The organism is Streptomyces sp. NPDC031111, assembly GCF_055570675.1.
Map to the genome: position 1 here is coordinate 1 of NZ_JBVIGS010000010.1, position 13,756 is coordinate 13,756.

Annotated in this window: 17 protein-coding genes; 7 read left to right on the top strand and 10 right to left on the bottom strand. The window is 74.0% G+C overall.

What is annotated here, in order from left to right; translation table 11 throughout:
* Together ACZ470_RS21090 and egtA are read right to left on the bottom strand one after the other, a co-directional pair.
* Nucleotides 1-752, bottom strand: a 752-nt coding sequence (locus ACZ470_RS21090; RefSeq protein WP_468429226.1) for an SUMF1/EgtB/PvdO family nonheme iron enzyme, incomplete at its 3' end; no start/stop codon positions are given.
* Nucleotides 749-2,077 (bottom strand): ergothioneine biosynthesis glutamate--cysteine ligase EgtA, encoded by a 1,329-nt coding sequence (gene egtA / locus ACZ470_RS21095; protein WP_468429228.1) that lies wholly within the window; start codon nt 2,075-2,077, stop codon nt 749-751. The genes egtA and ACZ470_RS21090, both read right to left, overlap by 4 nt.
* A gap of 302 nt (nt 2,078-2,379) precedes the next feature.
* On the opposite strand from egtA, the gene ACZ470_RS21100 reads away from it, so the two are divergent.
* Nucleotides 2,380-3,255: a TIGR02452 family protein gene (locus ACZ470_RS21100; protein ID WP_468429230.1), complete on the top strand. Its 876-nt coding sequence runs from the start codon at nt 2,380-2,382 to the stop codon at nt 3,253-3,255.
* Here ACZ470_RS21100 and ACZ470_RS21105 read toward each other — a convergent pair.
* Together ACZ470_RS21105 and ACZ470_RS21110 are read right to left on the bottom strand one after the other, a co-directional pair.
* A complete protein-coding gene (locus tag ACZ470_RS21105; RefSeq protein ID WP_468429232.1) occupies nt 3,209-3,655 on the bottom strand; it encodes a type II toxin-antitoxin system PemK/MazF family toxin in 447 nt (148 codons plus the stop codon). The genes ACZ470_RS21100 and ACZ470_RS21105 overlap by 47 nt on opposite strands.
* Nucleotides 3,656-3,719: 64 nt before the next feature.
* Nucleotides 3,720-4,133 carry a pyridoxamine 5'-phosphate oxidase family protein gene (locus ACZ470_RS21110; RefSeq protein ID WP_468429234.1) on the bottom strand — a complete coding sequence of 138 codons (414 nt, stop codon included), beginning with the start codon at nt 4,131-4,133 and terminating at the stop codon, nt 3,720-3,722.
* Nucleotides 4,134-4,221: 88 nt separating this feature from the next.
* On the opposite strand from ACZ470_RS21110, the gene ACZ470_RS21115 reads away from it, so the two are divergent.
* The 3 genes from ACZ470_RS21115 to ACZ470_RS21125 all read left to right on the top strand — a co-directional run bounded on the left by ACZ470_RS21115 (nt 4,222) and on the right by ACZ470_RS21125 (nt 6,161).
* Nucleotides 4,222-4,758, top strand: a complete 537-nt coding sequence (locus ACZ470_RS21115) for a cysteine hydrolase family protein (protein ID WP_468429236.1) — start codon at nt 4,222-4,224, stop codon at nt 4,756-4,758.
* Nucleotides 4,759-4,798: 40 nt separating this feature from the next.
* Nucleotides 4,799-5,602: an aminoglycoside adenylyltransferase domain-containing protein gene (locus ACZ470_RS21120; protein ID WP_468429238.1), complete on the top strand. Its 804-nt coding sequence runs from the start codon at nt 4,799-4,801 to the stop codon at nt 5,600-5,602.
* Between the two features lie 130 nt (nt 5,603-5,732).
* Nucleotides 5,733-6,161, top strand: coding sequence for a VOC family protein (locus ACZ470_RS21125; protein ID WP_468429240.1), 429 nt, complete (start codon nt 5,733-5,735; stop codon nt 6,159-6,161).
* A gap of 253 nt (nt 6,162-6,414) precedes the next feature.
* Here the strand turns inward: ACZ470_RS21125 and ACZ470_RS21130 are convergent, their stop codons facing one another.
* Nucleotides 6,415-7,677: an MFS transporter gene (locus ACZ470_RS21130; protein WP_468429241.1), complete on the bottom strand. Its 1,263-nt coding sequence runs from the start codon at nt 7,675-7,677 to the stop codon at nt 6,415-6,417.
* A gap of 150 nt (nt 7,678-7,827) precedes the next feature.
* Between ACZ470_RS21130 and ACZ470_RS21135 the strand changes: the two genes are divergently transcribed.
* On the top strand, nt 7,828-8,253 hold the full coding sequence (locus tag ACZ470_RS21135; protein WP_468429243.1) for a CBS domain-containing protein: 426 nt from the start codon (nt 7,828-7,830) through the stop codon (nt 8,251-8,253).
* 19 nt (nt 8,254-8,272) lie between these two features.
* Here ACZ470_RS21135 and ACZ470_RS21140 read toward each other — a convergent pair whose 3' ends face one another.
* The gene (locus ACZ470_RS21140; RefSeq protein WP_468429245.1) at nt 8,273-8,725 is read right to left on the bottom strand and encodes a YbhB/YbcL family Raf kinase inhibitor-like protein; all 453 of its coding nucleotides are present in this window, start codon (nt 8,723-8,725) and stop codon (nt 8,273-8,275) included.
* Nucleotides 8,726-8,882: 157 nt separating this feature from the next.
* Nucleotides 8,883-9,323 (bottom strand): archease, encoded by a 441-nt coding sequence (locus tag ACZ470_RS21145; RefSeq protein WP_468429247.1) that lies wholly within the window; start codon nt 9,321-9,323, stop codon nt 8,883-8,885.
* A gap of 128 nt (nt 9,324-9,451) precedes the next feature.
* Between ACZ470_RS21145 and ACZ470_RS21150 the strand changes: the two genes are divergently transcribed.
* Nucleotides 9,452-10,099, top strand: coding sequence for a phosphoribosyltransferase (locus ACZ470_RS21150; protein ID WP_468429249.1), 648 nt, complete (start codon nt 9,452-9,454; stop codon nt 10,097-10,099).
* Nucleotides 10,100-10,111: 12 nt separating this feature from the next.
* Here the strand turns inward: ACZ470_RS21150 and ACZ470_RS21155 are convergent, their stop codons facing one another.
* Together ACZ470_RS21155 and ACZ470_RS21160 are read right to left on the bottom strand one after the other, a co-directional pair.
* Complete coding sequence (locus ACZ470_RS21155; RefSeq protein WP_468429251.1) at nt 10,112-11,302, bottom strand: CaiB/BaiF CoA transferase family protein; 1,191 nt, start codon at nt 11,300-11,302, stop codon at nt 10,112-10,114.
* Nucleotides 11,303-11,373: 71 nt separating this feature from the next.
* Nucleotides 11,374-11,613, bottom strand: coding sequence for a hypothetical protein (locus tag ACZ470_RS21160; protein WP_468429253.1), 240 nt, complete (start codon nt 11,611-11,613; stop codon nt 11,374-11,376).
* A gap of 149 nt (nt 11,614-11,762) precedes the next feature.
* On the opposite strand from ACZ470_RS21160, the gene ACZ470_RS21165 reads away from it, so the two are divergent.
* On the top strand, nt 11,763-12,668 hold the full coding sequence (locus tag ACZ470_RS21165) for a LysR family transcriptional regulator (protein ID WP_468429255.1): 906 nt from the start codon (nt 11,763-11,765) through the stop codon (nt 12,666-12,668).
* Nucleotides 12,669-13,090: 422 nt separating this feature from the next.
* Here the strand turns inward: ACZ470_RS21165 and ACZ470_RS21170 are convergent, their stop codons facing one another.
* Nucleotides 13,091-13,705: a TetR/AcrR family transcriptional regulator gene (locus ACZ470_RS21170; protein WP_468429256.1), complete on the bottom strand. Its 615-nt coding sequence runs from the start codon at nt 13,703-13,705 to the stop codon at nt 13,091-13,093.
* Nucleotides 13,706-13,756: the final 51 nt, after the last annotated feature.

A 13,756-nucleotide genomic window follows, 5' to 3' on the forward strand; every position in this document is an offset into this window, starting at 1 on the left:
ATCGAGTTGCGGCGGATGTGGGCCCAGCCCTCGGCGGTCCACCAGCGGGGCTCGTCGTAGCCGCCGTCCGCGATGAACGCCTGGTACGCCGCGTTGGTCACTGGGGTGGTGTCGATGCGGAAGGGCGGCACCTCGCGCCGGTGCGCGGGGCGTTCGTTGTCCAGCGCCCACGGCTCGTCCGAGGTGCCCATGGTGAACGGGCCGCCCGGCACGAGCACCTCGGACGGGCCGGTGAACAGCGGCACCGGTTCCGGGTCCGGGGCGGTCAGGGCCCGCGGTCCCCGGCGGAGCTGATGGGTGATCAGCATGGTCTCGTCGTGCTGCTGCTCGTGCTGCGCGATCATCCCGAAGGCGAAGCCCGCCTCCGTCAGCCGCGACCCGTCGAACGCGGCGGCCTCCAGCACGTCCAGCGCCCGGCCCCGCACGTCGGCGGCGTACCGGCGGGCCTCGTCCGGCGGCAGCAGCGGCAGGCTCGGGCGTTCGGCGCGGGGATGCTCGAAGGCGTCGTACAGGCCGTCGATCTCGGGCCGTATCGCCTCATGGCCGGCGACGGCCCGCAGCAGCCACTGCTCCTCCTGGTTGCCGATGTGGGCGAGGTCCCACACCAGCGGGGACATCAGCGGCGAGTGCTGCGCGGTCAGCTCGGGTTCGTCGACGCAGGTGGTGAGCAGCGTGGTGCGGTCCCGTGCGGTGATCAGCGAGGCGACCGCGCGCTCGCGCAGGGCTTCGGCGTCGAGGGCGGGGTCGGTCATGAGGGGGTGTCCTTCCCGTGCGGGTGGGTGTCGTACGAGGAAGCGCCGCGGCCGGCCGCCTCCCGGAGGTGCGCCTCGAGCAGCTCGTCGGCCGGGCAGCGGCCCCTGGCGACGAAGCGGTCCCGGAACGCCTCGACCGCGTCGACCAACTCCGTGGTGGCGCCGATCCGGGGCAGGGCGCGCAGCGCCGCCGCGAAACACGTGCCGGCCACGTCGCGCAGCTCCGGGTCGGCCAGTCCGACGCGGGCCGCGTCCCGCCAGAGGGGATTGTGCGGCGCCGGCCTGCCGTTCGTCCGCTCGGCCAGCGGTTTCACCGCCCGGTACGCGGTCTCCGCGGCCTCCGGGTCGTCGAACAGGGCCGCGGTCACGGCCAGCGGCACCTGCCAGCCGTCGTCCCCGGGCTGCGCGTCGATCATCCGCAGCTCCAGATGTCCGCGCGGCCTGACCGGCGGGAACAGGGTCGTCGAGTGGTAGTCGAGATCGTCGCGGGTCGGCGGTCTGGGCCTGCCGGACCTGGTCCACTCCCGGAAGGTCAGCCCGTCGGGCACGTGCCACGGCCCGCCGTCGCCCCGTATACACATCACGGGCGCGTCCAGGACGTGCCGGGCCCAGGCGCCCCGCGGATCTGCGTCCAGGACGGGGCCGCCCGCCCGGCCGGTGCCGATCTGCTCCCAGCGCAGCTGCCGCGTGGACAGCCAGCCGGTCGCCCGGCCACCGGCGAGCGGGGAGTTGGCGAACGCGGCGACCAGGACCGGGCCCAGCTGGTGCGCCAGCCACCAGCGCCGCACATGGCCGAGCGGGCCCGGCTCCTCGTATCCGGCGTCCACGCAGACCTGCACGGAGGCGGAGGTGCACATCATGGCCCGGCCGGCGGGGCCGCCGCGGTCGAGACAGGCCTCCATGGCGTCGTAGCGCGGTTGCCGCAGGAACCTGCGGGGCGACTGCCAGGGGTCGTGGCCGAGGCCGACGACGGCCAGGCCGATCCGGCGGAGCACCGCGCGGACGGCGTCGAGGTCGGCGGAGACGGTACCGACGCACTCCATCAGGGAGCCGGCGGGCGGCGAGCTCAGCTCCAGCTGGCCGCCGGGTTCGACGGTGAGCGCCGACCTCAGGGGCACGGTCCGCAGAGCGGCGTAGGCCGCTTCGAGTCGTTCGGGTGACACGGGGAGCCGCGGGTCCCGCAGCTCGTGGACGAGCCATTCCACCTCGACCCCGAGGCGGCGCGGCGGTCCGGTCTTGAAGCAGATGCCCCGGACGAGGGCTTCCACCTCGGCTTCTGTGACGGCGGTACGTGGCTCTGTACAGCCACCTGCCGGATCGGACATGTCGGGATCCTCCTGAGATTCCACCATGTCGCCGACCGGGGCCTCGCGTCGGTCCAGGCCGGCATCAACTCGTCCACCCAAAACCTTCGAGTCGCCGGGCACAAGAGCGCCTGGCGGGGCGTTCCGGGTCGGTAATCCTTTCGTCCGGCCTGTTCCCGGCGGGTTTCCCGCCCGTTTCCCGGGCCTTCCGGGGAGACGGAAACTCCGTTGCACCGCATCACCAGCATCGCTCAGGATGCCTGCATGAGCACGACGAGCGGGATCGCGCGGTGCGCGGTCACGGCGGCTACGGGGGTGGCGCCGTGAGCGCGCGACTGCGCGGGATCGCCCGGGAGACCGAGCAGATCGTGGCGGCCGGTGCCTATCGCGCACCCGGCGGGCACGAGGTGTCCGTCGCGGCGGCGGTCGAGGCCGCCGCGGACGGCACGCGGACGCACGGCCCGGAGCCCGTTCCGGTGCCGGCGTTCCGGCCGGTGGAGACCCGGTTCGAGGTCACCGGCGAGAGCAGTCTGGAGGCCGCGCGGCGGCTCCCCGCCGGCGTGGCCGTGCTGAACTTCGCCTCCGCGCGCAACCCCGGCGGGGGATATCTCAACGGCGCCCAGGCCCAGGAAGAGGCCCTGTGCCGCGCCTCCGCCCTGTACACCTGTCTGCTGCGGGCCGCCGGCTTCTACGCCCACCACCGCGCCCACCGCGACCCGTTCTACACGGACCGCGTGATCCACTCACCCGCCGTGCCGGTCTTCCGTGACGACCGCGGCCGTCTCCTGGACGAGCCCTTCACGGCCGCCTTCCTCACCTCGCCCGCGCCCAACGCCGGAGTGATCCGGCGATCGGCGCCGGAACGCGCCGGCGAGGTGCCGCGCGCCCTGGCCGTACGGGCCGAGCGGGTGCTGGAGACCGCCGCCGCCCACGGCCACCGGCACCTCGTGCTGGGCGCCTGGGGCTGCGGGGTGTTCCGCAACGACCCCGCCGAGGTCGCGGCGGCGTTCCGCTCGCACCTGGCGCCGGGCGGGCGCTTCTCGGGGGCCTTCGAACATGTGGTGTTCGGCATCCTGGACCGCACCCGCGGCAGCGAGGTCCGCACCGCGTTCGAGCGCGCGTTCGCGGACCTGGTGTCCGAGCCGGCGCGGATCAACTCCAGCCGTACCGCTCCCGCAGCCGCTGACGCACGAGGTTGAACCGCATCCGGTCCAGCGCGCACGCCTCCCGGCGCATGCCCTCCTCGTGCAGCCGCAGCACCCGGTCGACGTCGACCCACGAGTCCCGGCCCGACCGGTCCCACGGCCCGCTCCCGATCGGCACCCACTCCCGGTCGCCGTCGTGCCGCTTGCTGGACAACTGCACGGCCAGGACGGTCCCGCCCGCCTCCCGGGCGACGACCAGCACCGGGCGGTCCTTGCCCCGGCCGTCGTTCTCCTCGTAGGGCACCCAGGTCCAGACGATCTCCCCCGGATCGGGGTCGCCGTCGTGCGCCGGCGCGTACTCCGTGCGCACCCGGCCCACCTCGCGGGGCTCGGCCTCGACGGTGGCGGAAGGGCCGTGGCGGCCCGGGGCGTTCTCAGGGCTGTAGGCGGTCACAGCCGTACCGTACGGCACTCCCGACAGCCCGCCCCACGCGGCCGGCGATCGTGCTCCCGCCCGGTCAGACGGTGCCCGCGAGCTCCCGTCCCGTGACCATCTCGGCCTCGATCCGGACGAACACGCCGTCGTGCAGGGGCATCCAGGAGCGGGGGCCGGTCCGCGACAGGCGCTCCCGCTCGGCCGGATCGGTCACCACGGCCGCGCGGCCCGTGATTACCACGCTCCAGCCGGACCGGGTCCCCGCGTCGAAGTCGTCGGCCTCGAAGGCGACCACCACCCCGTCGATCGCCCGCACCAGATCGGACGCGGCGGAGGTGTGGAACACCACGGCGCCGTCCGGCTCCGGGGCGAAGTTGACGGGGAGGACGGCGGGCAGCGCCTGCCGGGTGTAGACGACGCGACCGACCGGCACCTTGGCCAGCAGCCGCAGGCACTCCCGGCGGCCGAGCGGCCGGAAGCCATCGCTGTGGATCATCCGTCCATCGTCGGCGGCGCACCCCGCCCGGGCCAGGGCCGGACGGCCCTGATGGCTGACCTGGCTCCGCTGGTGGAACCCTGGAGGCATGGGCAAGACCGCGCTGATCGTCATCGACATGATCAACACCTACGACCACGCGGACGCCGACCGGCTGCTCCCGTCCGCCGAGTCGGTCGTACCGGTCCTCGCCGCCCTGCTGAAGCGGGCGCGGCGCCGGGACGTACCGGTGATCTACGTCAACGACAACTTCGGCGAGTGGCGCTCCCACCACGGTGAGCTGCTCGACCACGCCCTGTCGGGTCCGTACGCGCACCTCGTGGAACCGCTGGTGCCGGACGAATCCTCCCTCTTCGTCGTCAAGGCCCGGCACTCGATCTTCTTCGAGACCCCGCTGGGCTATCTGCTCGCCCAGCAGGGCATCGACCGGCTGGTGCTCTGCGGCCAGGTGACGGAGCAGTGCGTCCTGTACTCCTCGCTCGACGCGCACATCCGGCACCTCGACGTGATCGTCCCGCGGGACGCCGTCGCCCACATCCACGCCGATCTGGCGGACGCCGCCCTGCGGATGATGGAACGCAACATGGGCGCCCGGGTGTGCGACAGCGACGAGCTGTGGCCCTGAGACGCGCCGCGGCGCGTCGCCCGGCGCCGACACTGGTCCCATGAGCCGTCCTCCCGCGCCGCCCCGCGAGCTCCGCCCCTACCTGGACGAGCTGGTCCACCGCACCCGGTCCGTGTGCGGCACCCACCTGGTGGGCGTCCTCGCCGTCGGCTCCCTCGCGCTCGGCGACTACCGGCACGGACGCAGCGACATCGACGTGACCGTCGTGGTCGACGACTCGCTGCCGCGCCGGGCGCTGCCCGAACTGGCCGGGGCGCTAGCCCATCCCGCCCTGACCTGCCCAGCGGCCGGGCTGGAACTCGTCGTGTACCCGGCCGGTTTCGCCGCCCGCCCGTCCGGCGGCGCGGGCTACCTATTGGACCTCAACACCGGACCGTCACTGCCCGAGCGGGCGAGCTACGACCCCGAGGAGGCGCCGGCGTTCTGGTACGTCCTCGACCGCTCCATCGCCCACCAGTCCGGCCTTCCGCTGTTCGGCGGGCCGGTGCGGGAGCTGATCGCCGCCCCGGACCGGGCCGCCGTGCTCGCCGCGCTCCGGGCGTCCGTGCGGGAGCACGCCGAGGGGCCGGGGCACCTGGCCGACAACCGGGTGCTCAACGGCTGCCGTTCGGTGGTGTACTGCCGCACGGGCCGCTGGTTCGCCAAGCGCCGGGCAGCCGAGACGACGGCTGCCTCCGAGCCGGCCTTCCGGCCACTGATCTCGGAGGCGCTGCGCGGCTTCGAGCGGCCCCGGGAGTCCGCTCCCGCCCTGCCCGGGGAACAGGTACGGGACTTCCTCGCCTGGGTGGCCGCACGCGTGGACGAGGCGGCCGGGACCGCGGGCGTACCCCCCGGCCCGTCCTGACCAGCGCCGGCCGAAACACGCTCGACAGCCGCGGGCGCCGCTGCCTACCCTGTCCGCGCGGCATCGCGTGTCGGTCACCGGCTGGGTGAGGCATGGAGGCGCCGCGGATGCCCGTGGAGGCATTGACACAGTGTCGGTCGAGTTCAACCACACCATCGTTCTCACCCGTGACCGGGAGAGGTCCGCCCGTTTCGTCGCCGAGATCCTCGGCCTGGAGGTCGGGGAACCGGCCGGAATGTTCCTGCCGGTGACCACCGCCAACGGCGTCACCCTGGACTTCGCCACCGTCGACATCGACATCCCGATGCAGCACTACGCGTTCCTCGTCTCCGAGGACGAGTTCGACGCGATCCTCACCCGGCTCGTGGACGCCGGGATTCCGATCCAGGCCGATCCGCACGGCAGGCACCCCCGCCGCATCAACCGCAACGACGGCGGACGCGGCGTGTACTTCCAGGACCCGGCCGGGCACGGCCTGGAGGCCATCACCCGCCCCTACGGCACCGACCCGGCCACCCCGCTGAACGGCGTCACGGAGGAGGTCCCCGGGGCGGTCTAGGGCGGCGCCGACCGTCACCCGCCCGGGCGGCGTCTCCGGCGCGGCGGCGCAGGCGGTTGCGGGCGTGCGGCGGCCCGCGGGCCGCCGGCTCCCAGCCGCTCGGCCATGCCCGGGCGAGCCGGCCGCCGTCGGCAGCGGCCTCGGCCAGCGCGGCGGCGGCGAGCCGCCGGCCCTCTGGCGTCGGCCGCCACGCACCCGGCGGCGACTGTCGGGCACGGCGGGCGGGGCGGAAAGCGTCCCGCCCCCCGGCCGGTCAGGCGCCGTCCGTGGGCTGCGGTGCGGGTGCGGGTTCCCGCGGTTGCCGGGAGTCGTGGTCGTGGCGGGGGAGCAGCAGCGGGGTGGCCAGCAGGAGGAGGCCGGCGAGGCCGATCGCGGTGCGCGGGCCGGTGAGGGTGGCCAGCAGTCCCCACAGGGCGGTCAGCGCGGCGATGGCCGCCTTGCTGGTCGCCGACCACGCGGACAGCGTCCGGACCACCCGGTCCGTCGGAGTCCGTTCCAGCCGCCGGGTGGCGAACACCGGGTTGAACACGCCCACGCTGGTGATCAGCCCGAACTCGATCAGCATGACGAGCACCAGCCCCGGTGTGCCCGGTCCGACGAACGCCAGCCCGACCGGCCAGCACGCCCTCAGCGTCCCCGCGACACGGAGCACCCGGTGCGGCCCGAACCGCGCCACCAGCCGCCGGGACAGCCGTGAGCCGATCAGACCGCCCAGACAGGGCACCGCGAAGGCGAGCCCGTACTGCCAGGGCGCGAACCCGAGCGGACCCACCATCAGCACGATCAGCAACGGCGAGACCGCCATGATCAGCCCGTTGACCAGGACCGTGTTCAGGAACAGCGGTCGCAGCGCGGGAGCGGCCAGGATGTACCGCCACCCGTCGAGGAGGTCCCGCGCCCGGAGCCCCGAGTCCCGGGCGGGAGGCAGGGGACGCTTGTCCCCACCGCGGACCGCGCCGAGCGCCCCGGCCGACAGCAGATGGCTCACCGCGTCGGCCAGCACCGTCGTCATCGGGCCGAACCACCCGATCGCGGCCCCGCCCAACGGGGGCCCGAGCATCGTCGCCGTCCAGTTCGTCGCCTCGAACCGCCCGTTCGCCACGAGGAGTTCGTCCTTGGGCACGATCTCCTTGAGATACGCCCCGACCGCCGCCTGGAAGGTGATGTCGGCCGCCGCGACGACCACCGACACGACCAGCAGCTGCCCCACGGTGAGCGCGCCGAGGAGGTGGGCGACGGGGACGCTGAGCAGCACCGCGCACCGGAGGAGATCCGTCGCGATCATCACCGGACGCTTGCGGCGGAACTCCACCCAGGGCCCCAGCGGCACCGCGAGCACCGCGCCGACCGCCGGCCCCACCGCCGCCAGCAGCGACACCTCGGCCGGATCGGCGTCCAGCACCAGCACCGCCACCAGTGCGAACGCGTCGAACGCGAACCTGGTGCCGAAGGTGCTGACCCCGTACGCCGCCCACAGCCACCGGAACCGCCGCCCCGGCGTCCGCGCCTCCGTCATGTCCCGCCCGCCCTCGCGCTCCCGCCGCCGACCGGGACATCAAAGCGGGCGGAGGGCGGGGCGGGCAAAACAACGCCGGTTTACACCCGCCGCAGCGGGCTACGCGGCGGACACGGGGAGTCCAGGCCGGCCACGTACCGGGAGGTGCCCATGACCACGCGGATACGGGACGTGATGTCCGCGGACGCCGCGTCCGTAGAGCCCATGACGACGATGGCGCGGGCCGCGCGCCTGATGCGGGAGCAGGACATCGGCGACGTCCTGGTCGCGTACGACTGTGATCTGTTCGGCGTGCTCACCGACCGCGACATCGTGCTGAGGGGCGTCGCCGAGGGACGCGACCCGGAGGCCACGACGGTCGGCTCCGTGTGCACGCGGCCGCCGCTGGTGACGCTCGACCCCGAGGACACCACCGAGCACGCCGTGGAGCTGATGCGGCAGTACGCCGTCCGGCGGCTACCGGTGGTGGAACGCGGTGGCTGCCCGGTGGGTGTGGTGAGCCTCGGGGATCTCGCCGCCACGGAGGACCCGCACTCGGCCCTGGCGGACATCAGCACGGCGGCGCCCACCCACTGAGCCCACCCAGGGTGGGTGGTCAGCGCTGGTAGAGCCCCACCAGGGTGCCGCTCGCCAACTGCGTCCGCTCGACGGCCTCGTGCACCTGGTCCGCGCGGGGGGCGTCGGGCAGGACGCAGGGTTCGGCGAGGGCGTAGAGGCGGAACATGTAGTGGTGGGCGTCGTCGCCCGGAGGGGGGTGGGGGCCGCCCCAGCCGCGGTCGCCGTAGCCGTTGACGAGTTCGGTTCCCCGGGGAGGGCTCTGGCCCGCGCCCACTCCTTCGCTGTGGGGGTCGATGCCGACGACGATCCAGTGCACGAAGGTGCCCGACGGGGCGTCGGGGTCCTCACAGAGGAGTACCAGTTCCGCGGTGTCGTCCGGGATGCCGGTCCAGGCGAGGGGCGGGGAGACGTTGGGGCCCTCGTATGCGTGTCGGCGCGCGATGAAGGTGTGGTCGTTGAAGGCGTCACTGCCGATGTCTATGCCGGTCATGTGGGGCGGAGTACCCAGGATTTCGGCATGCGGTGGGGTGAGGGGGGTGGTTTTTCGGTTTTTCGCCCCCGCCGCCCCTTCCCGTCCCCGGGGGCGCTGCCCCCGGACCCCCGCTCCTCAAACGCCGGAGGGGCTGGGTTGTGCGCCGGCCAGGCTTCTAGCCGTCGACCGTGACCTCGCACGACCAGCCGTACGGGCTCGGGTGGATGCGTAGGTCCTCCCAGTCCACTGTGGTAGGGAAGTGGCCGGTGAGGCGTACGTCCGTCAGGGCGGCCAGGGCCAGGCGTACGTCCAGGCCGTCCTCGGCCGCCGTCGCCTCCACGTCGACCGGTACCTGGCCGTGCTCCTCCAGCCGGTACAGGACCTCGTCCAGCAGCGACGCCAGCAGATCGTCGTCGCTGGCCCCGTCCAGCCGGATGCGTCCCACGCCCGTCGGCCGCACCCCGGAGACGTCGGCGAAGCACTCCACCATCGCCGCCACCGCCTCCGCCAGACAGTTCTCCCTGCTCGCCGCCCACGCCTCGATGCGGACCTCGTCCCGCTGCGGCACGGTCCGGTGCCCGCTCGCCTGCCCGTAGTCACCCGTGTCACCGACCATGGAACTCGCCTGCCCGACGCTCGCCCGCCCATGCCGGGCGTTGTGCTTCGTGTGCCGGGGAGCGGGGTACACGGGTGCGGACCAGGTGCTTCAGGTGCCGTCTCCGGTGCGGAGGGAGGGCGTCCGCCATGCTGTTCCGTGATCGCCGGCAGGCCGGCCGTGAACTGGCCGCACGGCTGCGGGAGAGGCAGGACGAGGGAGCCCTGCCCGACCCGGTCGTGCTGGCCCTGCCCCGGGGCGGCGTCGCCGTGGCCCTCGAGGTCGCCCGGGCACTGGACGCCCCGCTCGACGTCCTCGTCGTACGGAAGATCGGCGCCCCCTTCCACGAGGAGTACGGCGTCGGCGCGATGGCCGACGACGGGGTTCCGCTCTTCGACGAGGACGCCCTGCTCCGGCTGGGCCTGAGCGAGGCCGACCTCGCGCCCGTCGTCGAACGCGAGCGCACCGAACTGCGCCGCCGCGAGGAGCGCTACCGCCAGGGCCGGCCCCCGCCCGACATGCGCGGACGGACCGTGATCGTCGTCGACGACGGACTGGCCACCGGCTCCACCGCCCGCGCGGCGCTGCGCGCCCTGCGGGCGCGGGATCCCGGACGGCTCGTGCTGGCCGTTCCGGTCGGCGCGACGGAGGGCGTCGCGCTGATGAGCTCCGAGGCCGACGAGGTGCTCTGTCTGCACGAGCCGGCCGCGTTCATGGCGGTGGGCCAGTGGTACGCGGAGTTCGACCAGCTGACGGACGACGACGTCCTGGACGCGCTGCACCAACGGCAGGCGTGAGCCGAGCGCGGTTCAGACCACCCCGTCCGCCCGCAGGGACGCGATGTCCTCGGGGGAACGGCCCAGCTCCGCCAGGATCGACTCCGTGTGCTCGCCCACGGCCGGCACCGGGTCCATGCGCGCGGGCACACCCGCGAGGTCGGCGGGCGGCAGCAGCGCCTCGACGGTCCCGCCCGGCACCGCCACCTCGCGCCAGCGGTCGCGGGCGGTGAGCACCGGATGGTCGAGGAACGCGGCGACGTCGTTGACCCCGGCGCAGGCGACGCCGATCGCCTCCAGGTCCTTGAGCAGTTCCTCCGCGCCCGCGCGGGCGCAGCGCTCGGCGACGATCGCGTTGAGCTCCTCCCGGTGGGCCACGCGGTCGGAGCCCGTGGCGAAGCGCGGATCGTCGGTCAGCTCCGGCCGGCCGAGGAACTCCGCGCAGAGCGCCGCCCATTCGCGCTCGTTCTGGATGGAGAACAGCACCTCGCGCCCGTCGGCGGCACGGTAGGTGCCGTACGGGGCGATGGTGGCGTGCTGGGTGCCCAGACGTGGCGGCTGGGTGCCGCCGTAGCGCGTGTAGTAGGCGGGCTGGCCCATCCATTCGGCGAGCGCCTCGAACAGCGACACCTCCACCGGGTGCACCGTGCCCGTGGTCGCGCGGGTGTACAGCGCGGTGAGCACCCCGCTGTACGCGTACATCCCGGCGGCGATGTCCGCCACGGAGATCCCGGTACGGGCGGTCTCCTCCGGCGTTCCGGTCAGCGACACCAGGCCCGTCTGGCACTGCATCAGCAGGTCGTACGCCTTGCGGTCGGCCCAGGGGCCGCTCGTGCCGTATCCGGAGATGGTGCACGGGATCAGCCGGGGGTGGCGGCGGGTCAGCTCCTCGGTCCCCAGGCCGAGTCGGCCGGCGGCGCCCGGCGCCAGGTTCTGCACGAACACGTCGGCGTCCCGGAGCAGCCCGTGCAGGATCTCGAGGCCGCGCGGGTCCTTGAGGTCCAGCGTGAGGGACTCCTTGGACCGGTTGATCCACACGAAGTAGCTGGAGTGGCCGTGCACGGTCGTGTCGTAGCGGCGGGCGAAGTCGCCCTCGCCCGGCCGCTCCACCTTGATCACGCGGGCGCCGAGGTCGGCCAGCTGCCGGGTGGCGTAGGGCGCGGCCACCGCCTGCTCCACGCTGACCACCGTGACCCCGGACAACGGGAGTTTCCGCACGTCCACGCCTCCTGCCTGTTCCGGCCTCGATCAGTACAGCCGGGGCGAGCCCGCTGTCAACGGCCCGCCCCGCCCGCTCACTGGCCGGCGGCCCGGCTCCACGGGACGTCGGCGGGCCTGCTGCGGGAGACGATCCGGGCGCCGCGGTCGTCGACGGCCCGGACCTGGAGCGAGCCGCAGCCGCAGCGCGTCCACACCGTGCTGCCCGCCGCGGTGCCGTGCCGGGAGACCACCTGGAACGGCTCGGCGTCGTCCGGCCACCCGCAGTACGGGCAGAAGGTACCGGTCGTACCCGTGGCGCCGGTCGTGCTGGTCATGGTGACTCCTTGGATCCTCGGTACGTGGGTGCGATACGTGGGTTGCGATACGGGGTGCCATTCGATTGTCGCGACACAGCAAGGGTGCTTCGTACCATCCGTACACGTCCAGGTTGACTTTGTGCATGCCATCGTTAAGCGTGGGCTTCATGATTGACCTCCGCCGGTTGCACGTCCTCAGGGCGGTCGCCCACTACGGCACGGTCACCGCGGCCGCCCGCGCCCTGCACTTCACCCCGTCCGCCGCCTCGCAGCAGATCCGTCAGCTCGCCCGTGACCTGGACGTCGACCTGCTGGAGCCGCAGGGACGCGGGGTGCGGCTGACCCCGGCCGCCGAGAGTCTGCTGGCGCACGCCGACGCGATCCAGGCGCGCTGGGACCAGGCGGAGCTGGACCTGCGCGCCGATCACGACGCGCCGGCCGGAGTGCTGCGAGTCACAGGGTTTCCGGTGGCGATCTCGGTGCTGCTGGCGCCGATGGCCGCGCGGCTGGGGGAGCGTCATCCGCGGCTGTCGGTGCGGATCGCCGAGACGGGGGTGCCGGAGAGCTTCGACCTGCTCTTCGAAGGGTCCACCGATCTGGCCGTCGTCGAGTCCACCCCGCACAACCCTCCGCTGAGCGACACGCGATTCGACCAGCAGCCGTTGCTGGACGACCCGTTCGACCTGGTGGTCCCGGCGCGGCATCCGCTCGCCGGGCACGAGCGGATCGACCTCGCCGAGGCGGCGCGCGAGCCGTGGATCGCGCCGGTGCCGGAGAGCCCCTGCCGGCCCCATGTGATGGCCGCGTGCGGTGCGGCCGGCTTCGCCCCGGACGTCGTCCATCACGCCCTCGACTGGAACGTGACCGCCCATCTCGTCGCGCACGGCCTGGGTGTCGCCCTGGTCCCGCGCCTCGCCCATCTCACCCCGGACCTCCCGATCACCCGCGTGCGCTGCACCGGCAACCCGCACCGCAGGCTGCTGACCTGCACCCGCGGCGGCGGCCACGCCCGTCCGGCGGTGGCGGCGGCCCTGCGGGAACTGCGCGAGCTGGCACCGACGGCGGTCGCCTGAGCGCGAGCCGGCGTCCGCCGCGCGGGCTCCCTCCGGGGCCGGTGCGAGGCGCCCGCCCGTGGGTGGGCGGTGCTCCGGCCGTGTGCCGCGTGGGTGCCCTGGCCCCTGTCGCGGGCGGCTCCGGGGACGGCGCGATGACGCCCTCGCGCGGGTGGAAGCGGACGCGTGGCGCCGGCCCGCAGGCGGTGCCGGTCGGCATGCGCGCCGGCGCGCTACCGCCCCAGCGCGGACTCTCTCCGGCGGGGGCGAGGTGCCCGCGCGGAGTGGGTCCGCCCGTGGGTGGGCGGTGTTCCGGTCCGTGCGCCGCGTCGGAGCGTGGGCGTCCTGGTCCCTGTCGTGGGCGGCTCCGGGGACGGCGCGATGACGCCCTCGCGCGGGTGGAAGCCGACGGGTGGCACCGGGCCGCAGGCGGTGCCGGTGCGCTATCGCCCCGGTGCCCCCGTGCGCAGGCCGTCCATGACCAGGTCGAACAGGCGGGTGGCGCGTGGCTGCCAGTCGTCGGCGGGGTCGAGCTGCCAGAGGCCGCCGATGGCGAGGACGAGGTCGTCCGCGGTCACCCCCGGGCGGATCGCCCCGGCCTCCTCGCAGCTGCGCAGCAGGAGTTCCGCGGCATCGGTCACCGGCGTGTGTCCGGGCTTGGCGGGGCTGCCGGGTCCGCTGGTGGCCTGCCGGATGGCGTCCGCCAGACCGGCCTTGGCCATCGCGAACCTGGCGAGCCCGTCCATCCACTCGCGCAGCGCGCAGTCCGGTTCCCGGGTGCTCAGCAGCCGCGCCGCGCTGTCGGCCACCTGCTGCATCTCGTGCCGGTAGATCTCCAGGACGAGGGCCTCGCGGCTGGGGAAGTTGCGGTAGAACGTGCCCTGCCCGACGCCCGCCTTCTTGGCGATCACGCTCAGCGGGGTGTCCGCCGAGCGCGTGAGCTCGGCCAGGGCCACTTCCAGGATGCGCTCGCGGTTGCGCTGCGCGTCCGAACGCCGGGGTGCCGCCGTGCTCCCGGTCTCCTCCGCGCTCGGGGGTACGTCCTTGCGGTGTCCCACTCGTCCTCCTCCCCGGGCGTGGCCGAAACCCGTCCTTGCTAACCGGACAAC